Consider the following 22,388-nt stretch of genomic DNA (forward strand, 5'->3'; position numbering starts at 1 on the left):
CAAAGAATGAATTCAGTGACTGCCTATGCCCTGCGTCTGGGCGACAACGGTTTGGTGCTTTCCCAGCGTCTGGGAGCCTGGTGCGGCCACGCGCCGGAGCTGGAAATTGACCTCGCGCTCGCCAATATCGGTCTCGACCTGCTGGGCCAGGCGCGCAATTTCCTGACCTATGCCGCGGAGCGGGAAGGCCAGGGCGATGAAGACACCCTGGCGTTTGGCCGCGACGAGCGCCAGTTCCGCAACGTCCTGCTGGTGGAGCAGCCGAACGGCAGCTTCGCCGACACCCTTGCCCGGCAGTACCTGATGGATGCCTGGAACGTGGCGCTGTACGAACGGCTAACCCAAAGCAGCGACGATCAGCTTGCCGCCATAGCCGCTAAAGCGATTAAAGAGGCGCGCTACCACCTGCGCTTCAGCCGCGGCTGGCTGGTGCGTCTGGGCGACGGGACCGAAACGTCCGCGCAAAAGATGCAGCAGGCTGTCGACAGCCTGTGGCGTTTTACGGCGGAGCTGTTTGAGGCGGATGACGTTGAGCTGGAATTGATTGACGCCGGCGTGGCGGTTGACCCGCGCCTCCTGCGTCAGCCGTGGGAAAGCGAAGTCTTTGCCGGTCTGAATGAAGCCTGCCTGCAGGTGCCCGAAGAGGTGGCGTACCGCACCGGGGGCAAGAGGGGGCTGCACACCGAACATCTGGGCCCGATGCTGGCGGAAATGCAGTATCTCCAGCGCGCGTACCCCGGCCAGCAGTGGTAAAGGAGAACGCTATGCAACGCCTCGTAGACATCGCGCCTGCGCAAATTCCTCAGATCTGGTCGCTGTTAAGCCAGATCCCGGACCCGGAAGTGCCGGTATTAACCATCACCGATTTAGGCATGGTGCGCAGCGTGAAGGCGCAGGGTGAAGGCTGGGTTATCGGCTTCACGCCCACCTACTCGGGCTGTCCGGCCACGGAACACCTGCTAGGGGCGATCCGCGACGCGATGACCGCGCACGGCTTTACCCCGGTGCATATTGTGCTCCAGCTTGAACCCGCCTGGACCACCGACTGGATGACCGCCGACGCGCGTGAGCGCCTGCGGGCGTACGGCATCAGCCCGCCCGTGGGGCATAGCTGTCACGCGCACGCGCCTTTGGAGGTGAGCTGCCCGCGCTGCGCCAGCACCGACACCTCGCTTATCAGTGAATTTGGTTCGACGGCCTGCAAAGCGCTCTACCGCTGCAACACCTGCCGTGAGCCCTTCGACTATTTCAAATGTATTTGAGGTTGCCATGACAACGTTTCATTCATTAACAGTGGCAAAAGTGGAACCCGAAACCCGCGACGCGGTGACGATTACCTTCGCCGTGCCAAACGATTTGCAGGACGCCTACCGCTTCCGTCCCGGCCAGCACCTGACGTTAAAAACGAAGCTTGACGGGGACGAGCTGCGCCGCTGCTACTCCATCTGCCGGAGTACCGCGCCGGGTGAGATCAGCGTGGCGGTCAAAGCCATCGACGGCGGGCGTTTTTCCCGCTATGCCCGGGATGAGATCAAAGCGGGTATGGCGCTGGAGGTGATGGTTCCTCAGGGGCAGTTTGGCTACCAGCCGCGGGCCGAACGCGAAGGCCACTACCTGGCCATTGCAGCAGGCTCCGGGATCACCCCGATGCTGGCGATTATCTCTGCGACGCTGGCGACCGAACCCAACAGCCAGTTCACCCTGATCTACGGCAACCGCAGCAGCCAAAGCATGATGTTCCGCCAGTCGCTGGCGGACCTGAAGGACAAATACCCGCAGCGGCTGCAGCTGGTCTCCATCTTCAGCCAGGAGCGGCTGGACAGCGATCTGCTCTACGGCCGCATCGACGGGGAAAAGCTGCAGGCGCTGGCGAAAACCCTGATCAACTTCCGCCAGTACGACGAGGTGTTTATCTGCGGCCCGTCGGCGATGATGGACGACGCCGAAGCCGCGCTGAAGGCGCTGGGGATGCCGGACAAAGCGATTCACCTGGAGCGCTTTAACACCCCGGGAACCACCGCTAAACGCGCGGTGCAAGTGCAGGCGGAAGGGCAGAAAGTGACCGTGCGCCAGGACGGGCGCGACCGTGAAATTACCCTGACGGCGGACGACGAAAGCATCCTTGATGCCGCCCTGCGTCAGGGGGCGGATCTTCCGTATGCCTGCAAGGGGGGCGTGTGCGCCACCTGTAAATGCAAAGTGCTGCGCGGGAAGGTGGACATGGCGACCAACTACAGCCTGGAGCCGGACGAGCTGGCTGCCGGATACGTGCTGAGCTGCCAGTCGCTGCCGTTAACCGCCGACGTGATTGTCGACTTCGACGCGAAGGGGATGGCATGAGCGAACTGATTGTTACCCGCCATGGCCGCGTGCTGCAGCTGACGCTCAACCGTCCGGCGGCGCGCAACGCCCTCAACAATGCGCTGTTGACGCAGATTGCTGAGCAGCTTGAGGCCGCCGCCGTGGATGCCGACATCGCCGTCTGCGTAATTTACGGCAGCGAGCGCTGCTTTGCCGCCGGGGCCGATCTCAACGAAATGGCGGAGAAAGACCTGCCCGCCACGCTGAACGATATCCGCCCGCTGCTTTGGGCGCGGATTAACGCTTTTCCTAAACCACTGATTGCCGCCGTGAACGGCTTCGCGCTGGGCGCAGGCTGCGAGCTGGCGCTGCTGTGCGACGTGATCATTGCTGGCGATAACGCCCGCTTTGGCCTGCCGGAAATTACGCTGGGCATCATGCCCGGCGCGGGCGGCACCCAGCGTCTGATTCGCAGCGTTGGTAAATCCCTTGCCAGCAAAATGGTGCTGACCGGAGAGAGCATCTCCGCGCAGCAGGCGCTGAGCGCGGGGCTGGTCAGCGACGTTTTCCCGGCAGCGCTGACGCTGGAGTATGCCCTGAAGCAGGCGGCGCTGATGGCGCGCCACTCTCCGCTGGCGCTGCAGGCGGCGAAACAGGCGCTGCGCCAGTCTCAGGAGGTGCCGCTCCAGGCCGGGCTCGCGCAGGAGCGCCAGCTGTTTACGCTGCTTTCTGCCACCGAGGACCGCCGGGAAGGCATCGACGCCTTCTTACAAAAACGCACCCCCGACTTTAAAGGACGCTAATTGTGGAATGTATTCTCAGTCATGTTGAGCAGGGCGTAATGACCATTACGCTGAACCGTCCGGAGCGTCTGAACAGCTTTAACGACGTGATGCACCAGCAGCTTGCCGAGTGCCTGAAACAGGCCGAGCGGGATGACACCGTTCGCTGTCTGCTGATCACCGGAGCCGGACGCGGCTTTTGCGCCGGTCAGGATCTGAATGACCGAAACGTCGACCCCAACGGTCCGGCACCGGATCTTGGGATGTCCGTTGAAACCTTCTATAACCCGCTGGTGCGCCGCCTGGCAAAGCTGCCGAAGCCGGTCATTTGTGCCGTTAACGGCGTGGCTGCCGGTGCGGGGGCCACGCTGGCGCTGGGGTGTGACATGGTCATTGCCGCCCGTTCGGCCAACTTCGTGATGGCCTTCAGCAAGCTCGGTCTGGTGCCGGACTGCGGCGGTACATGGCTGCTGCCGCGCGTGGCCGGACGCGCCCGCGCCATGGGGCTGGCGTTGCTCGGCGACAAACTTAGCGCCGAACAGGCGCAGGCGTGGGGAATGATCTGGCAGGTGGTGGATGATGACCAGCTCTCCGCTACGGCGCAGCAGATGGCGCTGCATTTTGCGTCTCAACCGACCTTCGGGCTGGGGCTGATCAAGCAGGCCATCAATGCCGCAGAAACCAATACCCTGGACGCCCAGCTCGATCTGGAGCGCGACTATCAGCGCCTGGCCGGACGCAGCGACGATTACCGCGAGGGCGTCAGCGCCTTCCTGGCGAAGCGCGCGCCGAACTTTACGGGGAAATAAGATGCTGAACATACGGACTGTCGCCGTGATTGGCAGCGGCACGATGGGCGCAGGCATTGCCGAAGTGGCGGCAAGCCACGGTCATCAGGTTCTGATTTATGACATTTCTGCCGACGCCATTTCCCGCGCGATTGACGGCATTCGTCAACGCCTCGCGTCTCGGGTAACGCGCGGAAAGCTTTCTGCGGACGCGAGCGGACAGATCCTCGCCCGACTGGTTCCGGTGACGGATATCGATGCGCTGGCATCGGCAGATTTGGTTATTGAGGCGGCCTCCGAACGCCTTGACGTCAAAAAAACGCTGTTTGCGAAACTGGCGGAAGTCTGCCCGCCGCAGACGCTGTTGACCAGTAACACCTCCTCTATCTCCGTCACGGCGATTGCGGCGGACATCCACCATCCGGAGCGCGTCGCAGGGCTGCATTTCTTTAACCCGGCACCGGTGATGAAGCTGGTGGAGGTGGTCAGCGGGCTGGCGACCTCTCCGGAAGTGGCCGACGCGCTGTGCGAGCTGGCGCTGAACTGGGGCAAACAGCCCGTTCGCTGCCAGTCAACGCCGGGGTTCATCGTCAACCGCGTCGCCCGTCCGTTCTATTCCGAAGCCTGGCGCGCGCTGGAAGAGCAGGTCGCCCCGCCGGAGGTGATTGATGCCGCCCTGCGCGAAGGCGGCGGTTTCCCGATGGGGCCGCTGGAGCTGACCGACATGATTGGTCAGGACGTGAACTTTGCGGTGACCTGCTCGGTATTTAACGCCTTCTGGCAGGAGCGTCGTTTTCTGCCTTCGCTGGTCCAGCAGGAGCTGGTGCTGGCAGGGCGGCTGGGCAAAAAGAGCGGGAAGGGCGTCTACAACTGGCAGGGTGATAAACCCGAGGTGCGATGGGTGGCAGCCGTGAACGACAGCTACAGCCCGATGCGCGTTGAAAAAAGACGTGACGGTGTCACCGAAATTGATGATGTGTATCTGATTGAAACGCAGGGGGAAACCGCTCAGGCGCTGGCGCTGCGCCTCAACGGCCCGGTGGTGATGGTCGACCGCATTGAACGTGATGTGGCGGTGATTGCCGCGGCGGCAAGCAACCCGCATACCGCGACGCAAAAAGCCATCCGCTACCTGCAACAGCAGGGTAACCGAGTGGTGCAAATTGCCGATTATCCCGGCCTGTTGGTCTGGCGGACGCTGGCAATGATTGCCAACGAAGCGCTGGATGCCCTGCAAAAAGGGGTCGCCAGCGAGAAGGACATCGATACCGCCATGCGCCTGGGCGTGAACTACCCGAGCGGGCCGATCGCCTGGGGCGAGCGTCTGGGCTGGCAGCGGTTGCTGACGCTGCTGGAGAACCTGCAGCGTCATTACGGCGAAGAGCGCTATCGCCCCTGTTCACTGCTGCGCCAACGCGCGCTTCTGGAGAGTAGCTATGAGTCTTAACGCCTGGCATAACGCCCGCGCGATGTACGAACGGGACGCCTGCGCGCAGGCGATGGGGATGGACATTGTCGACATGGACGATGGCTATGCGGTGGTGACCATGACCATCACCCCGCAGATGCTCAATGGCCACCAAACCTGCCACGGCGGGCAGCTGTTTTCCCTGGCAGACACCGCCTTTGCCTACGCCTGCAACAGCCAGGGGCTGGCGGCGGTCGCCTCCGGCTGCTCGATTGATTTTCTGCGTCCGGGCTTTGCCGGGGACACGCTCACCGCCACCGCGCGGGTGATGCATCAGGGCAAGCTGACCGGCGTGTATGACATTGAAATTCAGAATCAACAACAGAAAACCGTCGCCCTTTTTCGCGGGAAATCTCACCGCATCGGCGGCAGCGTGACAGGAGAGACAGATGCGTAATGCATTTATTTGTGATGGCGTTCGAACCCCTGTGGGGCGCTACGGCGGCGCGCTTTCTGCGGTAAGAACCGACGATCTCGGCGCCGTGCCGCTGCGCGCGCTGCTGGACCGCTATCCCCAGCTCGACCTCGAGCGGATTGACGATGTGATTTTCGGCTGCGCCAACCAGGCGGGGGAAGATAACCGCAACGTCGCGCGCATGTCGTCCCTGCTGGCCGGACTGCCGCAGACGGTTTCCGGAACCACCCTTAACCGCCTGTGCGGATCGGGGCTGGACGCGATTGGTTTTGCGGCCCGCGCCATTAAGGCGGGCGATGGCGACCTGCTGATCGCGGGCGGCGTGGAGTCGATGTCCCGCGCGCCGTTTGTGATGGGCAAAGCCACCGCCGCGTTTCAGCGTCAGGCGGAGATCTTTGATACCACCATCGGCTGGCGATTTGTGAATCCGCTCATGCATCAGCAATTCGGAACTGACAGTATGCCGGAAACGGCAGAGAATGTAGCTGAATTGTTAAATATCAGCCGTGCCGATCAGGACGCGTTCGCGCTGCGCAGCCAGCAGCGTACCGCGCAGGCGCAGCAGAACGGTATTCTGGCGCAGGAGATTGTGCCGGTGCGGGTGCCGGGCAAAAAAGGGGCGGTCACCGAGTTTAACGTGGATGAACACCCGCGCGCGGACACCACGCTTGAGCAGCTTGCCGGTCTGAAAACGCCGTTCCGTAAGAACGGGGTGGTTACGGCGGGAAATGCCTCCGGCGTCAACGACGGCGCGGCGGCGCTGATCGTCGCCAGCGAGAAGATGGCGCTGGCGCAGGGGTTAGTCCCGCGCACGCGGATCGTGGCGATGGCAACGGCGGGCGTGGAGCCACGTCTGATGGGGCTCGGCCCGGTACCCGCCACCCGCAAGGTGCTGGAGCGCGCCGGACTCAGTATTAACGATATGGACGTGATCGAGCTTAACGAAGCGTTCGCCTCGCAGGCGCTGGGCGTGCTGCGTCAGCTAGGCCTGTCGGATGATGCCGCGCACGTCAACCCGAACGGTGGCGCGATTGCGCTGGGCCACCCGCTGGGAATGAGCGGTGCCAGACTGGCGCTGGCCGCGAGTAACGAACTGCACCGTCGCGGCGGGCGCTACGCGCTGTGTACGATGTGCATCGGTGTGGGTCAGGGCATTGCCATGATCCTTGAGCGTGTTTGAGCATAAAAACAATGTGAGTACCCTACAATGACAAATACAACAAAGCTTGATCCGATTGAAACGGCCTCCCTTGACGAGCTACAGGCGCTGCAGACCGCGCGTCTGAAATGGACGCTGCATCACGCCTACAACAACGTGCCGATGTACAAACGCAAGTTTGACGCCGCGGGCGTTCACCCTGACGATTTCAACGAGCTGGCGGATATCCGCAAATTCCCGTGCACCACCAAGCAGGACCTGCGGGATAACTATCCGTTCGATACCTTTGCCGTGCCGATGGAGCAGGTGGTGCGCATTCATGCATCATCCGGCACCACCGGCAAACCGACCGTGGTGGGCTACACGCAGGGCGATATCGACAACTGGGCCAATCTGGTGGCCCGCTCCCTGCGTGCCGCGGGCGGCAGCGCGAAGGACAAAATTCACGTGGCGTATGGCTATGGCCTGTTTACCGGTGGGCTGGGGGCGCACTACGGCGCCGAGCGTTTAGGGGCGACGGTGATCCCGATGTCCGGCGGTCAGACGGAGAAACAGGCGCAGCTGATTCGTGATTTCCAGCCGGACATGATCATGGTGACGCCATCCTACTGCCTCAACCTGATTGAAGAGCTGGAGCGCCAGATGGGCGGCGATGCCAGCGGCTGTTCCCTGCGCGTGGGCGTCTTCGGTGCCGAGCCCTGGACGCAGGCCATGCGTCGCGAAATTGAAAAGCGCTTAGGCATTACGGCGCTGGACATTTATGGCCTTTCCGAAGTGATGGGACCGGGCGTGGCGATGGAGTGTATCGAAACTGCCGACGGGCCAACCATCTGGGAAGATCACTTCTACCCGGAGATCGTCAACCCGAACGACGGCACGCCGCTGGATGACGGTCAGCAGGGCGAACTGCTGTTCACCACCCTGACCAAAGAGGCGCTGCCGGTGATCCGCTACCGCACCCGCGACCTGACGCGTCTGCTCCCGGCAACCGCGCGCAGCATGCGTCGTATGGACCGGATCAGCGGTCGCAGTGACGATATGCTGATCATCCGCGGCGTCAACGTCTTCCCGTCGCAGCTGGAAGAGGAGATCGTGAAGTTCGAGCACCTTTCTCCGCACTACCAGCTGGAGGTGAACCGCCGCGGGCATCTTGATTCACTTTCGGTGAAGGTCGAGCTAAAAGAGAGCAGCTTAATCCTGACGCACGAGCAGCGTTGCCAGGTGTGTCACCAGCTTCGCCACCGCATTAAGTCGATGGTGGGGATTTCCACCGACGTGACGATCGTGAACTGCGGCAGCATCCCGCGCTCGGAGGGGAAAGCCTGCCGGGTTTTTGATTTGCGTAAAGTTGCGGCCAACGGTTGAGTTTCCCTCACCCCAGCCCTCTCCCAAAGGGAGAGGGTGTATTGCGTTCTCTCTCCCTTTGGGAGAGGGTTAGGGTGAGGGTCGATCCCAGATTCCTATGCTATGATTCATCCAGGACAAAAATTACAACAGAATGAATCACATGAATAAACTCGACGCCTTTATCCAGCACGCGGTCAGCTCCGTTCCCGTCAGCGGGACCTCGCTTATCTCCTCGTTATACGGTGACGCGCTTTCCCATCGCGGCGGTGAGATTTGGCTCGGCAGCCTGGCCGCCCTGCTGGAAGGCATGGGGTTTGGCGAGCGCTTCGTGCGCACCGCGCTGTTTCGCCTCAACAAAGAGGGCTGGCTGGACGTTTCCCGCATCGGGCGTCGCAGCTTTTACCGCCTGAGCGATAAAGGGCTGCGTCTGACGCGTCGCGCGGAGAATAAGATCTACCGCGCGGAACTGCCCGCCTGGGACGGCAAATGGTTATTGCTGCTTTCCGAAGGGCTGGATAAAACCACCCTTGCCGACGTCAAAAAACAGCTGATCTGGCAGGGGTTTGGCACGCTGGCACCGAGCCTGATGGCCTCGCCGTCACAACATCTGGCCGACGTACAATCGCTACTGCATGATGCCGGCGTGGCGGAAAACGTGATTTTCTTTGAAGCCCACTCGCCGCTGGCGCTCTCCCGTGCCGCGCTGCGTTCGCGGGTAGAAGAGTGCTGGCAGTTAACCGAACAAAACGCGATGTACGAGGCGTTTATCAGCTCGTTCCGCCCGCTGCTGCCGCTGCTGAAAGAGGCCGCGCCGGAGGATCTGACGCCGGAACGCTGCTTCCAGATCCAACTGCTGCTGATTCACTTTTATCGTCGTGTGGTGCTGAAAGACCCGCTATTGCCGGAAGAGTTACTGCCCGCGCACTGGGCGGGTCAAAGCGCCCGACAGCTTTGCATCAATATCTACCAGCGCGTCGCGCCGGGGGCGCTGGCGTTTGTCAGCGAAAAAGGCGAAACCTCGGTTGGGGAATTGCCCGTGCCCGGCACGCTTTACTATCAACGTTTTGGTGGTCTGAATACTGCGTAAGGAGAGGGTATGCCTGTTTATCAAATTGACGGTCTGACGCCGGTGGTGCCGGACGAGAGCTATGTTCACCCGACGGCGGTGCTGATTGGGGACGTGATTCTGGGCAAAGGGGTTTATGTTGGCCCTAACGCCAGCCTGCGCGGTGATTTTGGCCGTATCGTGGTGAAAGACGGTGCCAACATTCAGGATAACTGCGTGATGCATGGCTTCCCGGAGCAGGACACGGTGGTGGAAGAGGACGGGCATATCGGCCACAGCGCCATTCTGCACGGCTGCATTATCCGCCGCAATGCGCTAGTGGGCATGAACGCGGTGGTGATGGACGGCGCGGTCATCGGTGAAAACAGCATCGTCGGCGCGGCGGCGTTCGTGAAGGCGAAAGCGGAGATGCCCGCCAACCATTTGATTATCGGCTGCCCGGCCAAAGCGATTCGTGAACTGAGCGAGCAGGAGCTGGCATGGAAGCAGCAGGGCACGCGGGAGTATCAGGTGCTGGTGGAACGCTGCAAGTTGACCATGCATCAGGTGGAGCCACTGCGCGAGGCTGAGCCTGAGCGGAAACGGCTGGCGTTTGATGAGAATTTAAGGCCAAAGTCGGCGGGGACGCCAGTATGACTCATTTTCATCAGCTTACCGCCACCCGTCTGGATGGTCACCTTGTCTCAATGGCCGACTATGCGGGAAAAGTGGTTTTGGTCGTGAATACCGCCAGCCAGTGTGGTTTTACGCCACAGTACGCCGGCCTCGAAGCGCTATATAAGAAATACGCCGAACAAGGTTTAGTGGTGCTTGGCTTCCCCTGCAACCAGTTCGGTAAACAGGAACCCGGCGGCGCTGATGAAATCTCAAAGACTTGTCACATTAACTACGGCGTGAGCTTCCCGATGTTCGAGAAAGTCGAGGTTAACGGTAGCGCAGCGCACCCGCTGTTTCGTTATCTGAAAAACGAACTGCCCGGCGTGCTGGGCGGGCGAATTAAGTGGAACTTTACGAAGTTCCTGATCGGACGCAACGGGGAACCTCTCAGGCGCTTTGCACCGATGACAAAGCCCGAGAAAATGGAAGCAGCGATTCTGGCTGCCCTGGAAAGCTAAGAAACTTCGTTTTTAGCAGCCTGATGGATTTTAAGGGGCCACAGACTGCTGACACCGTGCGATTTGTGAGTTTCACCCGGTGCGAAATGTAGGCCGGGTAAGCGCAGCGCCACCCGGCAAAAAGACGGTTAAAATATTGATGGCGGGGTTTGTCATCAATCTCAGGCCCCGTGAGGGGTCTGGTCTGCTTTAACGTCTGGATTAGAAGCGATATTGCAGACCCGCTGTAATGGTATAGTTGTGGTTAGAAATACCCGCAGCGTCCCCGCCAATAGAACCGGAATCACCAGTATTGGTATCAATAATCTGCGTACCGCCTTTACCTTCTTCGTAACTGCTATAGGTAAATTCAGCAAAAACTTTGGCGTGTGGAGTCACATAATATCCGGCATCAACGGATGCGCCATAATAACGGGAATCCGTTGTCTTCTCGCGGAAGGTTAAATCGCGCATGTAGTGCTCGTCGTTATCATGCGCGCGGACCCAGTCACTGAATTTAAACAGGGCATTAAATTCAAAGTCATTAAAGCGGTACTGTCCTGCAAGGCCAATATACGGCATAGAGAAGCGCTGGCTATAACCAATCCCGCGTTCGCCTGCCGGGAAATTACCCTGATAAGCACCATTGTCGTAATTGTAAGAACCCCCGGTCGCCGTCCAGCTGAAACGGGTTTCCTGATAACCACCGGTGACGCCCGCTTTATAGTTATCGCCCTGGAAGATCCAGCCTTTTACATTGAGATCGTATTCATTGGCATAGTTAATATTCGTCGAAGGATGGCTTGAATGATCTGTCCAGGAGGATTGTTTTGCATTCATCCAGTCATAGTCGTCCATATGACCTGAGCCTGATGCCAGAGAGGTCCAGCCGCGGGCGTTCAGCGTCAAAAATGAGTATGCATCCCAGGAAATATCGCCTTTCAGAATTGCGACATTTTTTATTTTCCAGTCCAGTTGGCTAATTTTTCTTCCGGTGACTTCGTCATAAACCATCTCGTGGGATTTTCCGCTCAGCATCCCGGCAGAGGCTGAAACCGTTAAACTTTCCGGTGAAAAATTCGGTGTGACTTGTGCGGTGCCTGCATATACTGCCCCTGAAAACGCGGCCATCATCATTCCCGCAACAATATTTCTTGTCATTTTTATTTCCCTAAAACAAATTAATCAATGAGTTGCAGGGAAATATTAAAAGTCATACAAATAAGAATCAACTGCCAGTTTTGGTAATTATTTATAATTTGACGTAAGGGGCGATATTTAACTTTGGGCCGCCTGAAGGAGGCGGCCGCTAATATTTAAATCACTACTGGCTCAATGCGAAATAAAAGTCAGCAGCAGATAAAACGTTGCTATTCACTGTGGTGTGCGATTCTGAAACAATATCTCCTTTACCCCCGCAGCCACGGCGTGATCGTGAGTCCTGTCAGCAGGCCCTCCGGGCTGAGCAGACGAGTGACGGTTTGACCCCATGGTTCCATACGGTTAGCCACCAGCAACCGATAGCCTTTTTCGCTCAGAACGCGGGTAGCCGAGTCAAGATCCTGAACCTCGTATTCAACCCAGCCCTGCGGTATCGGGTGCTCAACTGGCCACTGTTCTTCTCCAAAGCAGGACGTTGCCGCCTGCGCAAGCGGCCAGACGGCGAAATGCTTCACGCCTTCCAGCTGGCCCTCTTCAGTGAGCAGGTAATCGCTATTCCCCTCCATCGGCTTCAGCGGAAGGCCGAGTGTCTGGACATAAAACGCGGTGCTGGACTCCGTATCCCGCGAAATGGGCCCGAACCCGGCGACAAATAAGACATCAATATCCGGTAACGTCTGCGTCATAGCCACTCCTGAATGAGGTGAAATTGACCCTGAATGTATCCTACGGCCGGCTGAAATACGACTCTCAATTCTGGTAACGCATTCATCGTGCCTGCACGTCCACGACGGGCTTAAAATTCAGCGCGATGACGATCAGCAGCACGACTCCCGCACTCATGATCAGCCATGCGCTGGTCAGCGAGACCGAACTGTCGCGAACGATCCCCGCAATTAGCGGCATCAGCGCGGCGATCAGGTATCCTCCTCCCTGAACGTTAGACAGTAACTTCCCGGCCTGGGCGGGCGTTCTCGCATGATCGAACGTAACGATGAGCGACAGCGGGAAGAGGGCGCCGATCCCAGTGCCAAGCAGCAACGTGGATAACACCGGCGTTGTACCCGGCGAAAAGACCAGACACAGTAATCCCGCCAGCAGCAGCAATAATACGGCGATCAGCGGCACGCGACGGTCGGGGAATTTACCGATCAGCGCGGAGACGGCAAACCCAGCGACAACCTCGGTTAACGTCAGCCAGGCCAGCATGTAGCCGCTGCTGCGTGCGGACCATCCCGCCTGAATATAGAGAGGAGGCAGCCAGGCCAATACCAGCGTATAGGCTCCTGTTCCCACGCCGAAAAAGAGCAACAGTAGCCCCGTGCGAGAGGACGAGAGCGGAACGGTTTCGTGTGCTGTTTTTTCCCCTTGTGGGTGCTTAACCAGAGTCAACCACAGTATCAGCGCCAGCAGCGCTAACAGCCCGGCTATGGCCAGCGCGGGTTTTAGCGTGAGCCATGAAAACAACGGCTCGGCGCTGGCGGCGGCGACTGCCGCACCGGCCATAATGCCCGTGCTGAATAGCGACATCACTGTGCTGGCCGTTTGCGTATATTCCTTTTTAATCAGGGCAGGCATTAACGCCTGGATCGTGCCTATGCTGGCCCCGCCCAGTAACGCGGTGCCCATAAGATTCGCTGATGAGGCGCTAAAACCGCGCAAAAAACAGGCCACAAGCAGGATGAGGAGCCCTAACATAATTCCCCGTACGGCGCCGACTCTGGCTAAAAGCCAGGGTCCACATAAGGCGGCCAGTCCCATCATCGCGACAGGCAGGGTAGTCAGCAGGCTGAATTGCGTAGCCGTTAGCCCTGCTTCGCGCTGAAGTACGGAAAACAACGGTCCGACAGAAGCCAGAATAGGGCGCAGGTTCAGCCCGACGATAAAAGCGATAACGGCGAAGAGTGATGGCGACGTGCGTTTCAACAGGGAATCCTTTTCAGTTGTGAATGGCTCGGGCAAATTGCCGCGAGCATTTATCTTAACGTTAAGATAAAATACGTTTTTGCGTAAGATGTACCGCACAACAGGATAAATACCCATGCCAACAGGGGTGAAAATGAAAGACCATGTAGACTTCGTCGTCGACCAGTGGAGCCGTGCCATGCCGGAGCTGGACGCCTCGTCGATGAAAATTTTTGGCCGCATGCTCCGGCTGATGAAGCACCTGGGAAAAGAATGGGCGGAGGCCATGGCGCAGTTTGGTTTTCGCGAAGGGGAGTTTGACGTGCTCGCCACGCTGCGTCGCGCCGGAGAGCCGTACTGCCTTTCGCCCACGCAGCTGTATAAATCGTTGTTGATCACGTCAGGGGCGATGACGAACCGGCTCAGCCATCTCGAACAGCAAGGGCTTATCAGACGTATTGCCGATCCGGACGATAAGCGCAGCACCCTCGTAAGCCTGACACCGCACGGGCAAGAGCTTATCGAGGAGGCGCTGATCGTGCATACACAAACGCAAAATGCGCTGCTGAGCAGCTTATCTGACGCGCAGCGCGCGCAGCTTGAGTCCCTGCTCAGGGAGCTGCTGCTGACGTTTCCGCCCGAGGGTCTGGGTGACAAGTCACAGAGTGCCGATAATACAAAAACTGCATAGCCAAACCTCACAGAAAGGGAACGTATGTCTTTACCACCACTGTATGCCTTGCGCGCCTTTGAAGTTGCCGCGCGGCTGAACTCCTTCAGCAAAGCGGCTGAGGCACTGAATATCACGCCGGGCGCGGTCAGCAGGCATGTCCGGACGCTTGAAATGTGGTTCGACTGCGAGCTGTTTAAACGGCAAGGGCCGAGAGTCGAAGTCAGTGAGGCCGGGCGTATTCTGGCCGGACAGCTTAGCGAAAGCTTCTCTAACATCGAGTGGGCCTGCCGCGCGTTCAGAAGTGAAAATCACCTTCTGCGCCTCAAGGCTCCCAGCACCCTGACAATGAGATGGCTTCTTAACGTCCTGAAATCGTTTCGTGAAAACCATGCGAAACCGAAAGTAGAAATTGCCAGCGTCTGGATGGACTTCGACACCGTTGACTTCAGCCGTGAGCCCTACGATTGCGCGATCCTCCTCGGTAATGGCTATTTCGGCGAGTCAACAGAAAGCAGGCTGCTCTTCAGCGAATGGCTCATTCCGGTTTGTACCCCGTCTTTGCTTGAATCAGCCCGGCATCAGCTGCCGCAGTGCGACCTTATTCACCCCTCCCCGGACAGACGGGACTGGCGACGCTGGCTGAAAAGAACGGGGCTATTTCCCGGTCTCGACATGAGCGGCGGGATTGTGTTTGACACCCTGGAGCAGGGAAGTCTCGCCGCCATGCACGGACACGGCGTGGCGATGGCCGATCTCCGGCTCACGCTGGAAGCGCTGAAAAGCGGCCTGCTCGCGCTACCGTTCAGGGAGGCGATTGCAACAGGGGATGGCTACTACCTGGTCTGGCCGAAAAATTCGCTCAGAAGACAGAGTATTGAACGTCTGCTGGCCTGGCTAAACCTGAACTCGCCGGTAGTGCCTTCTCTGGATATCGTCTGTCTTGAGTACGATGAAAAACGGTTTTCTTAAATTAAGCAGGATATTCCTGACGGGATATCCCGCATAGTTAATGCGTTTATGCGTAGGGGATATTTGCCATCTTCTTATATCTTTCCGGCAGGGCGCTATTCAGGTTGAGTAATTTATCCAGAATATAAAGCGCAGGCGTACCCTTTGTGCGCTCTGCATCGATCAGCGCCTCGCGCAATACATTGGCAGCCGCGGTCATTTTATGGAAGTACGCTTCTGATTCAGGCGTCTGCGCTTCGCCCGACGTGGCGTACCGCACGTGGGGCCATTCGGCGAAGTCAAGCAGGGGAAGGGTTCCATCGTCTTTTGGTAAGTGTGCTGACAGCAACTCTTCGGCGTTACCCGGGTTGCTTTGGGCAAAAGACAGAAGATGCAGTCGATGTACAAAGGGCGAAAGCGCATCTGAACGATGGTTTTCTGACGACAGTCGCGAAATTAGCGCAGGGATATTTTCATCCACGGTGTTTATTTCCGGTGAAAGTATTTTCATTAAATGAAATAAAGCATCGAGTGTCATAGGTGCTCCATATACGCACATTATTATTTATTGTTTTAACGTCGCTATCTACTATCGACAGCACTATACCAGGGGTGAATGGATGGTATTTCATCGCTATAACGGTTGAAAAACGATAAATAGTGGGCGTCAATGTGAGTTTTACTCAATATAGGATTTGATATCGTGTGAATATCATAGAGCTTGCTGATTACCTGTGTTCGTCCCCATCGCCATCCGCACATGTTGGAACTGCTGACGGCTCGGAGAAGTCGCTTGATGGTCTTGAATTTTGATGGCAGCGGTAAAGTGACCCGGCACGCGGAAAGGCGCGCCGGACAAGATAGACAAGATCCCGCCAACTCAACCGAGCGTATTAAAATGCCAGTCGCTGGCAGTGGACAGCGTCACGAACGGACCGGCCAGCGTGCTGTTGTGATGACCAATAATGTCGCTGGCGGATAAATGTTCATTGTCCATTGTGGTATGTGCATCTGAAATCAATACCGTCCTGAAGCCCAGCTCCGGCGCGGACCGGCATGTGGTATCAACACAAAATTCTGTTTTCATCCCGACAATGACCAGCTGCTTGATGCCTCTCTGATTAAGTTCACGCTGCAATTCGGTATCCCGAAAACAGCTGGGATAGCGCTTTGTGAAAACAACATCCTGCTTCTTCACGTCCAGCTCGGGTATCAGCTGTGTTAATGGGCCTTTCTCCGAGAAGGGGGAGTCGTCTGGTCCGATATGGCGGGCAAAAAAGACGGGCACCTCTGCTTGTCGCGCGCGGGCGATTAACAAGCAGATATTTGCCAGAACGGCGTCCGCGGAGCATGGGGAAACAGGGCCACGAAAGAGGCCGTGCTGCATGTCGATAATTAAGAGAGCATTGTCAGATGAAACCATTTTCTTTCTCCATTCAGAGGGGGATGAACGGAGAGCGATTTCCCCGTCCAGGCCGGCGGGGATTGAGGTTCTGTTTGTCAGTAGTTCGCTACAGATACGCTCACGCCGCCGAGGGTGTCGGTGGTGGTGAGGGTGGTTGTTGGCTTAACTGACAGATACATGGAATGACCTTTGTTTATTCAGTCCGCTCTATGCGGAACGATCGCGTTAGTTATAGCGTTGCTTAACGCATTTCTTCAATCCACCAAGTTGGGTAGGGGGCTGATGCAGCGACGGGAAGCTGTCAGCAAAGGCGCGTAGCCTGTGGGGCACGCCTTTGCTGACGGGATAGCCATAATCATCTCAGGCTCTCGAGCCCTTGCAGGAAATCCTCCACTTGGTCAGGCGTCGCCGCATCAGCCTGATATAGGATATCAAGCTTCACGTTCTTCAACCCGCAGAAGCCAAATACACCTTCGATTATCTGCGTCTGAATCGCCGTCGAATAGCCATGTTTGTCGAACCCCGTGAGATCGCTGCCGCCGGTGGCAATCAGGCGGACGGGAACATCGCGTAAATTGCCCACAATCCGGCCATCGTCGGCCACTTTATACGCCCAGTTCAGGGTCAACACCCGATCGAACCAGCCTTTTAACAGTGCGGGGACTGACCACCAGTACACCGGGAAGACAAATACCAGCATATCTGCGCGTTCAACGCGCTGCTGCTCGCGCAGGATATCCCCGGGAAGCGCAGTGGGATCGCCGTGATACAAATCGAGATCGGCGCGGGTCATCGCCGGATTAAAGCCTTCAGCATGAAGATCGGCAATTTCTACCTGCGTCCCTTGCTCGCGTAACGTCGCGGCAATGCGATCCGCCAGCGAATGGGATAATGAATGTTCAACAGGGTGAGCCGTCACGATCAGTGCATTATTGATGACATGTGTAACAGACATAGCAACCTCAGCAGGGGAGTGAACTGACACCTATATTACTATTGGTAAGTTAGGTGTCAATCCGACAGCAACGATCATTTTGTGCTGTTGGCGTAGGTATCCAGAACGCCAGACATGGCGCCGCTGAGCATATCTTCTGCGACGTTGCGGGCGAGTATCCCGTTCCCCGCGGCTGTACTGAGCGCGTCCGCGGCACCGATGATGGCAGTCAGTACCGCTTCACCCTGAACGCCTTTTAGCACGATAAACGGAGAAAGCGCCGTGCGAAGACAGTCGGCACATTCGGCAACGCACGCCTCGCGGAACGTCTGCAACGCGCGGGAGCCGGACAGCGCTGCGGCTATCGGACCCGTTTCCGGGCCGGCGGTAATGGCGCAGTCGATATAGGCAGCGCTGAAAAAGCGGATCGTCTTCTCCAGCGTTTTGCTGTCGAACGCCAGCGTCTCGCGGAATTTCGCCAGCTGACTATCGCTATAATCCTGGTACAGCGCCATCAGCAAGCCTTCACGATCGCCAAAGTGGTCGTAGGGGATAGGCTTTGTCACGTTAGCCCGCTCGGCAAGATAGCCCAGGGTGAGCGCCTCGGTGCCTTGCTGGCGAACAATGCCGCGAGCAACCTCCAGCAACTGCACCCGGCGATCCTCTTTTCTTAAGCGCTTAACAACCATGATGTCCCTCGTATCGTTTATCTACTGATAGTAGTTTACACGCTTTCTGCCAGAGCCTGAACGCTTTGTGTCTCTGGACGGATCCTGAACCAGATCGCATACATCGCGGGCAGGAAGACCAGCGTAATGATGGTTCCCCCTAACGTTCCGCCGATCAGCGTCCAGGCGAGCGTTCCCCAGAATACGGAATGCGTCAGGGGAATAAAGGCCAGAACGGCGGCCAACGCCGTCAGTAAGACCGGTCTGGCGCGCTGTACTGTCGCTTCGACAACCGCATGGAACGGATCGAGCCCCTCTTTCTGGTTATGATCGATTTGACCAATAAGAATCAGCGTATTGCGCATCAGAATGCCCGAAAGGGCGATCAAACCGACGAGGGCGTTGATGCCAAACGGCTGATTAAACAGCAGCAAGGTTGGCACCACGCCGATAAGCCCCAGCGGCGCGGTAAGAAAGACCATGACCATGGCCGACATGGAACGCACCTGCAGAATGATGATCAGTAGCGTCAGGGCAATCATAATGGGGAACAATGGCAACATTGCTCGGGTGGCTTTGCCTGATTCCTCAATCGATCCGGCCATTTCAATACGGTATCCTGGCGGCAGCGAATCCACGATCGGCTGGAGCTGTTTCATGATGGCTGTAGACACGTCCGGTGGCTGAAGCGTTTCGTCGATATCGCCCCGCACGGTGATAGTCGGCGTTCGATCGCGACGACGCAGCAGCGGATCTTCCATTCTCACCTCAACATCGCCAATTTGTGACAGAGGGATGCGCTGGCCCGCATTGCCGACCAGGGTAAAGCCCGCTATTTTTGCCGGATCCAGGCGAATGTCACCTGCGGCGCGGCCAATCACCTGAACGGCGCGAATGTCCTCTCGTACAGACGTGATGGGAACACCGGACAGCAGGAACTGCAGCTGCTGAGCAACGGCATTCGAGGTTAAACCAGTGGCCTGCAGGCGGTCCTGATCGAGCGTGAAATGCAGTGTGGGTACGCGTGTTCCCCAGTCCGTGTTGACGGTCCGCATCATCGGGCTTGCCTCGAGCACGCCTTTCACTTTGTCAGCGATGCCGCGTAGCGTATCGACATCGGGTCCCGTGACTCGCCAGGCGACCGGGAAGGGAGAGTAGGGACCAAACACCAGCTGCGTGACGCGCACGCGCGCTTCGGACGCAAGGCCTTCGGCAACCGCTTTACGTAGTCGGAGCTTGAGTGCCTCACGTGATGCCGGGCTATCCGTCAACACCACTATCTTCGCAAATGACGGATCGGGTAACTCAGGAGCCATGGCCAGATAAAAACGCGGTGAACCCTGACCAATGTACGATGTGACGATGTTGGCTTCTGGCTGTTTTTTCAGCCAGTCTTCTATTTTCGCTGCGGCGGCGCTGGTCTGCTCGATTGACGTGCCGTAGGGCATCTGCACTTCAACCAACACTTCGGGGCGATCCGACGTCGGGAAAAATTGTTTTTTCACCAGCCCCATGCCCAGGATCGCCAGGATAAAAATGGCGACAACCGAACCCGCCACAATCCATTTTCTGGCAATGACGCGGGTTAAGAGATGGCGAAAACGGTTATAGCGAGGCGTACCGTAGATGGCGGCATGGCCTCCTTCCACTTTGGGCATATCCGGCAGCATTTTCACGCCGAGATAGGGAGTGAAAACCACGGCGACGACCCACGATGCAATCAGCGCCAGGCCGACAATCCAGAACATATTGCTGGTGTATTCTCCCGCCGTTGACTGGGCGAAACCATTCGGCATAAAGCCAATGGCCGTTACCAGCGTGCCGGCGAGCATCGGGGCCGCGGTATGGCTCCAGGCGTAGGCGGAGGCTTTGATTCTGTCGTAGCCTTCTTCCATTTTTACCACCATCATTTCGATGGCGATGATGGCATCATCAACCAGCAAGCCCAGGGCAAGAATGAGGGAGCCGAGCGTGATGCGGTCAAAGTTAATGCCGCTGGCTTCCATTACCACAAAGACCACGGCCAGTGTCAGAGGAACCGCCGCCGCGACGACCACGCCCACGCGCCAGCCCATGCTGACAAAACAGACCACCATTACAACCAGCAGGGCGACGAAGAATTTGATCATGAACTCATCCACCGACGAGCGGATGTTCACGGACTGATCGGTGACTTTCGTCAGGGTCATTCCCAGAGGCAGACCGTCATTGATTCTCGACGTTTCGGCATCAAGCGCTTTCCCCAGCGCCAGCCCGTTCCAGCCTTCGCGCATCACAATACCCAGCAGCAGGGCCGGTTCATGCTGGTTACGAATTTGCAGAACAGGCGGGTCTTCATAACCTCGTTCCACCGTGGCGACGTCGGAGAGCTTGAGCGTTTTGCCCTGCGCAATAAACGGCGTATCGCGGATTTTCCGTAGGGTATCGAAAGCCCCGTCGAGGCGGATAAAGATCTGCGCGCCGCGCGTCTCAATTGAACCCGCAGCCGTCAATACGTTCTGATTGTTCAGCGCATTGAAAATATCCTGAGGGGACAGGCCCCAGCGTCGCGAGACGCTCGTGAGAGAAGGAGATATAAATCCGCTCAGCCTGCTCCCCGATGATATTGACTTTCTTCACGCCGGGGACGTGCAGGAGCTGCTGGCGCATGGTTTCGGCATCGCGCACGAGCAAACGCTGCGGCTCTCCTTTTGCTTTGAGCGCAAAGAGGGCAAACGTCACATCGGCGAACTCGTCATTAATCATCGGTCCCGTTACGCCTGCTGGGAGATTTCGGCTCTCATCCCCAAGCTTTTTTCTGGCCTGATAGAACTCTTCCTGCACCTCAGAAGGTGGCGTATTGTCCTGTAATGACAGCGTGATAAAGGCCATGCCGGGGCGGGTATAGGTTTCCGAACGGTCATACCATTTGAGCTCCTGAAGGCGTTTTTCCAGCGGTTCGGCCACCTGATCCTGGATCTCTTGCGCGGTCGCGCCTGGCCACACGGCGATTGCGGTCATCTGCTTCACCGTGAAAGGCGGATCTTCTGCACGCCCGAGCCCAAAAAACGAGAGAATACCGGCAATCGTCACCAGAATAATCAAAAACAGCGTGACCGAGCGCTCGCGTACGGCAAGCGCTGACAGGTTAAAGCGTCCTTCGCTCATGGCTGACTCTCCGTGCGCTGTTGAGCGAGGCGGACCACTTCGCCTTCATGCAGAAGATGCACCCCTAACGCGACAATCTTTTCACCGGGCGTCACGCCCCCCGTTACCTGGGCGGCATCATCGCTCACGCTAAGCACCTTGACGGGTTGCCAGGTCACTTTGGCGGGTTGAGTCGAGATCCGCCAGACGCCAGGCCCTTTGCCCGCATCGTAGAGCGACGCAAGGGGAACCTGCATGACCTGGTTTTTCTCATTATGACTCCCTATGTTCAGCGTGACGGTCGCACCCAGCGGCGCGTCTGCCAGCGCGCCTGCCAGAACATACCGCGCCTCATAGGTGCGGGTGGTGGTATCGGCGGAATCAGAGAGCAGACGAAGCGTTGCGGTAACGGGCTGTTTTTCGTTGCCATAGCGTGTCGCCTGCGCTTCGCTACCGACGACGGGACGCAGGGTTTCAGGAAGTTGCACCAGCGCCTCACGTTGTCCCGCGCGGGCCAGGCGGATCACTGCCTGTCCCGCGCTCACGACCTGACCTGGCTCAGCGAAGGTCTCCATCACCACGCCGTCTGAATCGGCCAACAGTACGGCATAGCCCGTCGCGTTTTGCGCTACGCTGGCCTGCGCCCTGGCGGCACTAAGCTCCGCTCTGGCGGTGTCGGCCGCCGCTTTAATTTGGTCGTACTCGGAGGCAGACACAGCGCCCGTAGCCACAAGGCCCCGATAGCGCGTTTCGTCAGCGATCGCTTTTCTTGCACGCGCCTGGGCGGCATCCACCGTCCGCTGCTGAGCCTGCGCCTGTAACGTCAGGTCAACGGGATCGAGGCGCATTAAAGGCTGGCCTTTTTTTACGCTCTGGCCTGTATCAACAAGGCGCTCAAGGACTTTGCCCTGAACCCTGAAACCGAGATCGCTTTGCGTTCTGGCAACCACCACGCCGGTAAATGCGCGAGACGTCGCGTTCGCGAATTCAACGGACGCGGATCTGACGAGAGGTGGGTGCGTGCGCGGATCGTCACTCGCCGCGTTATCGCCGCAGGCCACGAGGGCCAGCGGCAGGAGTGAAACGAGACAACGGGCTGAAGTAAGCCTGAGCATGGGAAACCCTTATTAAAATAACAGGACAGTTTC

The 22,388-nt window shown here is 58.0% G+C and carries 22 protein-coding genes and 1 pseudogene; 14 read left to right on the forward strand and 9 right to left on the reverse strand.

Annotation, left to right across the window (positions count from 1 at the left end; translation table 11 throughout):
• Window positions 1-6 precede the first annotated feature (6 nt).
• The 12 genes from paaC to EXW94_RS03495 all read left to right on the forward strand — a co-directional run bounded on the left by paaC (window position 7) and on the right by EXW94_RS03495 (window position 10,441).
• Entirely contained in the window at window positions 7-753 is a 747-nt protein-coding gene (paaC, locus tag EXW94_RS03440; RefSeq protein WP_174339478.1) for a 1,2-phenylacetyl-CoA epoxidase subunit PaaC, read from the forward strand.
• Window positions 754-764: 11 nt separating this feature from the next.
• Entirely contained in the window at window positions 765-1,262 is a 498-nt protein-coding gene (gene paaD, locus EXW94_RS03445; RefSeq protein WP_166711004.1) for a 1,2-phenylacetyl-CoA epoxidase subunit PaaD, read from the forward strand.
• A gap of 7 nt (window positions 1,263-1,269) precedes the next feature.
• Window positions 1,270-2,340 (forward strand): 1,2-phenylacetyl-CoA epoxidase subunit PaaE, encoded by a 1,071-nt coding sequence (paaE, locus tag EXW94_RS03450; RefSeq protein ID WP_174339479.1) that lies wholly within the window; start codon window positions 1,270-1,272, stop codon window positions 2,338-2,340.
• Window positions 2,337-3,104 (forward strand): 2,3-dehydroadipyl-CoA hydratase PaaF, encoded by a 768-nt coding sequence (gene paaF, locus EXW94_RS03455; RefSeq protein WP_174339480.1) that lies wholly within the window; start codon window positions 2,337-2,339, stop codon window positions 3,102-3,104. Before paaE ends, paaF begins: the two co-directional genes overlap by 4 nt.
• Window positions 3,104-3,892: a 2-(1,2-epoxy-1,2-dihydrophenyl)acetyl-CoA isomerase PaaG gene (paaG, locus tag EXW94_RS03460; RefSeq protein ID WP_174339931.1), complete on the forward strand. Its 789-nt coding sequence runs from the start codon at window positions 3,104-3,106 to the stop codon at window positions 3,890-3,892. Before paaF ends, paaG begins: the two co-directional genes overlap by 1 nt.
• Before the next feature lies 1 nt (window position 3,893).
• Window positions 3,894-5,318 carry a 3-hydroxyacyl-CoA dehydrogenase PaaH gene (gene paaH / locus EXW94_RS03465; RefSeq protein WP_120158061.1) on the forward strand — a complete coding sequence of 475 codons (1,425 nt, stop codon included), beginning with the start codon at window positions 3,894-3,896 and terminating at the stop codon, window positions 5,316-5,318.
• Entirely contained in the window at window positions 5,308-5,736 is a 429-nt protein-coding gene (gene paaI / locus EXW94_RS03470) for a hydroxyphenylacetyl-CoA thioesterase PaaI (RefSeq protein WP_174339481.1), read from the forward strand. The genes paaH and paaI overlap by 11 nt, the downstream gene beginning before the upstream one ends.
• Window positions 5,729-6,934 carry a 3-oxoadipyl-CoA thiolase gene (pcaF, locus tag EXW94_RS03475; protein ID WP_174339482.1) on the forward strand — a complete coding sequence of 402 codons (1,206 nt, stop codon included), beginning with the start codon at window positions 5,729-5,731 and terminating at the stop codon, window positions 6,932-6,934. Before paaI ends, pcaF begins: the two co-directional genes overlap by 8 nt.
• A gap of 27 nt (window positions 6,935-6,961) precedes the next feature.
• Window positions 6,962-8,278 (forward strand): phenylacetate--CoA ligase PaaK, encoded by a 1,317-nt coding sequence (paaK, locus tag EXW94_RS03480; RefSeq protein ID WP_174339483.1) that lies wholly within the window; start codon window positions 6,962-6,964, stop codon window positions 8,276-8,278.
• Between the two features lie 133 nt (window positions 8,279-8,411).
• Window positions 8,412-9,347: a phenylacetic acid degradation operon negative regulatory protein PaaX gene (gene paaX, locus EXW94_RS03485; RefSeq protein ID WP_174339484.1), complete on the forward strand. Its 936-nt coding sequence runs from the start codon at window positions 8,412-8,414 to the stop codon at window positions 9,345-9,347.
• A 9-nt stretch (window positions 9,348-9,356) separates the two neighbouring features.
• A complete protein-coding gene (gene paaY / locus EXW94_RS03490) occupies window positions 9,357-9,962 on the forward strand; it encodes a phenylacetic acid degradation protein PaaY (RefSeq protein ID WP_174339485.1) in 606 nt (201 codons plus the stop codon).
• A complete protein-coding gene (locus EXW94_RS03495) occupies window positions 9,959-10,441 on the forward strand; it encodes a glutathione peroxidase (RefSeq protein ID WP_174339486.1) in 483 nt (160 codons plus the stop codon). The genes paaY and EXW94_RS03495 overlap by 4 nt, the downstream gene beginning before the upstream one ends.
• 201 nt (window positions 10,442-10,642) lie before the next feature.
• On the opposite strand, the gene EXW94_RS03500 is transcribed toward EXW94_RS03495, so the two are convergent.
• The 3 genes from EXW94_RS03500 to EXW94_RS03510 all read right to left on the reverse strand — a co-directional run bounded on the left by EXW94_RS03500 (window position 10,643) and on the right by EXW94_RS03510 (window position 13,507).
• On the reverse strand, window positions 10,643-11,581 hold the full coding sequence (locus EXW94_RS03500) for an omptin family outer membrane protease (protein WP_174339487.1): 939 nt from the start codon (window positions 11,579-11,581) through the stop codon (window positions 10,643-10,645).
• A gap of 248 nt (window positions 11,582-11,829) precedes the next feature.
• Window positions 11,830-12,267, reverse strand: a complete 438-nt coding sequence (locus tag EXW94_RS03505) for a VOC family protein (RefSeq protein ID WP_174339488.1) — start codon at window positions 12,265-12,267, stop codon at window positions 11,830-11,832.
• Window positions 12,268-12,349: 82 nt separating this feature from the next.
• Entirely contained in the window at window positions 12,350-13,507 is a 1,158-nt protein-coding gene (locus EXW94_RS03510) for an MFS transporter (protein WP_174339489.1), read from the reverse strand.
• Between the two features lie 133 nt (window positions 13,508-13,640).
• On the opposite strand from EXW94_RS03510, the gene EXW94_RS03515 reads away from it, so the two are divergent.
• Together EXW94_RS03515 and EXW94_RS03520 are read left to right on the forward strand one after the other, a co-directional pair.
• Window positions 13,641-14,177 (forward strand): MarR family winged helix-turn-helix transcriptional regulator, encoded by a 537-nt coding sequence (locus EXW94_RS03515; RefSeq protein WP_174339490.1) that lies wholly within the window; start codon window positions 13,641-13,643, stop codon window positions 14,175-14,177.
• Between the two features lie 24 nt (window positions 14,178-14,201).
• Complete coding sequence (locus EXW94_RS03520; protein ID WP_108416976.1) at window positions 14,202-15,128, forward strand: LysR substrate-binding domain-containing protein; 927 nt, start codon at window positions 14,202-14,204, stop codon at window positions 15,126-15,128.
• A 46-nt stretch (window positions 15,129-15,174) separates the two neighbouring features.
• On the opposite strand, the gene EXW94_RS03525 is transcribed toward EXW94_RS03520, so the two are convergent.
• The 6 genes and pseudogenes from EXW94_RS03525 to EXW94_RS03550 form a co-directional block, all read right to left on the reverse strand.
• Complete coding sequence (locus EXW94_RS03525; RefSeq protein WP_108416977.1) at window positions 15,175-15,645, reverse strand: hypothetical protein; 471 nt, start codon at window positions 15,643-15,645, stop codon at window positions 15,175-15,177.
• 342 nt (window positions 15,646-15,987) lie between these two features.
• Window positions 15,988-16,530: a cysteine hydrolase family protein gene (locus tag EXW94_RS03530; RefSeq protein ID WP_108416978.1), complete on the reverse strand. Its 543-nt coding sequence runs from the start codon at window positions 16,528-16,530 to the stop codon at window positions 15,988-15,990.
• A 337-nt stretch (window positions 16,531-16,867) separates the two neighbouring features.
• Window positions 16,868-17,467: an NAD(P)H-dependent oxidoreductase gene (locus EXW94_RS03535; RefSeq protein ID WP_174339491.1), complete on the reverse strand. Its 600-nt coding sequence runs from the start codon at window positions 17,465-17,467 to the stop codon at window positions 16,868-16,870.
• A 74-nt stretch (window positions 17,468-17,541) separates the two neighbouring features.
• Complete coding sequence (locus tag EXW94_RS03540; RefSeq protein WP_174339492.1) at window positions 17,542-18,135, reverse strand: TetR/AcrR family transcriptional regulator; 594 nt, start codon at window positions 18,133-18,135, stop codon at window positions 17,542-17,544.
• Between the two features lie 35 nt (window positions 18,136-18,170).
• Window positions 18,171-21,261: pseudogene (locus tag EXW94_RS03545) on the reverse strand (efflux RND transporter permease subunit).
• Window positions 21,258-22,355: an efflux RND transporter periplasmic adaptor subunit gene (locus EXW94_RS03550; protein WP_174339493.1), complete on the reverse strand. Its 1,098-nt coding sequence runs from the start codon at window positions 22,353-22,355 to the stop codon at window positions 21,258-21,260. The pseudogene EXW94_RS03545 and the gene EXW94_RS03550 overlap by 4 nt, the downstream one beginning before the upstream one ends.
• Window positions 22,356-22,388: the final 33 nt, after the last annotated feature.

Origin of the sequence: Enterobacter sp. JMULE2 (assembly GCF_013337145.1) — a bacterium.
Lineage (GTDB): Bacteria > Pseudomonadota > Gammaproteobacteria > Enterobacterales > Enterobacteriaceae > Enterobacter > Enterobacter mori.

What these genes read in the sequence shown, in the direction of transcription:
- EXW94_RS03515 (WP_174339490.1), top strand. Translation starts at nt 13,641, where the DNA reads ATGAAAGACCATGTAGACTTCGTCGTCGACCAGTGGAGCCGTGCCATG.
- EXW94_RS03525 (WP_108416977.1), bottom strand. Translation starts at nt 15,645, where the DNA reads ATGACACTCGATGCTTTATTTCATTTAATGAAAATACTTTCACCGGAA.
- EXW94_RS03540 (WP_174339492.1), bottom strand. Translation starts at nt 18,135, where the DNA reads ATGGTTGTTAAGCGCTTAAGAAAAGAGGATCGCCGGGTGCAGTTGCTG.
- EXW94_RS03495 (WP_174339486.1), top strand. Translation starts at nt 9,959, where the DNA reads ATGACTCATTTTCATCAGCTTACCGCCACCCGTCTGGATGGTCACCTT.
- EXW94_RS03520 (WP_108416976.1), top strand. Translation starts at nt 14,202, where the DNA reads ATGTCTTTACCACCACTGTATGCCTTGCGCGCCTTTGAAGTTGCCGCG.
- paaE (WP_174339479.1), top strand. Translation starts at nt 1,270, where the DNA reads ATGACAACGTTTCATTCATTAACAGTGGCAAAAGTGGAACCCGAAACC.
- EXW94_RS03505 (WP_174339488.1), bottom strand. Translation starts at nt 12,267, where the DNA reads ATGACGCAGACGTTACCGGATATTGATGTCTTATTTGTCGCCGGGTTC.
- EXW94_RS03500 (WP_174339487.1), bottom strand. Translation starts at nt 11,581, where the DNA reads ATGACAAGAAATATTGTTGCGGGAATGATGATGGCCGCGTTTTCAGGG.
- paaH (WP_120158061.1), top strand. Translation starts at nt 3,894, where the DNA reads ATGCTGAACATACGGACTGTCGCCGTGATTGGCAGCGGCACGATGGGC.
- pcaF (WP_174339482.1), top strand. Translation starts at nt 5,729, where the DNA reads ATGCGTAATGCATTTATTTGTGATGGCGTTCGAACCCCTGTGGGGCGC.
- paaF (WP_174339480.1), top strand. Translation starts at nt 2,337, where the DNA reads ATGAGCGAACTGATTGTTACCCGCCATGGCCGCGTGCTGCAGCTGACG.
- paaD (WP_166711004.1), top strand. Translation starts at nt 765, where the DNA reads ATGCAACGCCTCGTAGACATCGCGCCTGCGCAAATTCCTCAGATCTGG.
- EXW94_RS03535 (WP_174339491.1), bottom strand. Translation starts at nt 17,467, where the DNA reads ATGTCTGTTACACATGTCATCAATAATGCACTGATCGTGACGGCTCAC.
- EXW94_RS03530 (WP_108416978.1), bottom strand. Translation starts at nt 16,530, where the DNA reads ATGGTTTCATCTGACAATGCTCTCTTAATTATCGACATGCAGCACGGC.
- paaC (WP_174339478.1), top strand. Translation starts at nt 7, where the DNA reads ATGAATTCAGTGACTGCCTATGCCCTGCGTCTGGGCGACAACGGTTTG.
- paaK (WP_174339483.1), top strand. Translation starts at nt 6,962, where the DNA reads ATGACAAATACAACAAAGCTTGATCCGATTGAAACGGCCTCCCTTGAC.
- paaY (WP_174339485.1), top strand. Translation starts at nt 9,357, where the DNA reads ATGCCTGTTTATCAAATTGACGGTCTGACGCCGGTGGTGCCGGACGAG.
- paaI (WP_174339481.1), top strand. Translation starts at nt 5,308, where the DNA reads ATGAGTCTTAACGCCTGGCATAACGCCCGCGCGATGTACGAACGGGAC.
- paaX (WP_174339484.1), top strand. Translation starts at nt 8,412, where the DNA reads ATGAATCACATGAATAAACTCGACGCCTTTATCCAGCACGCGGTCAGC.
- EXW94_RS03550 (WP_174339493.1), bottom strand. Translation starts at nt 22,355, where the DNA reads ATGCTCAGGCTTACTTCAGCCCGTTGTCTCGTTTCACTCCTGCCGCTG.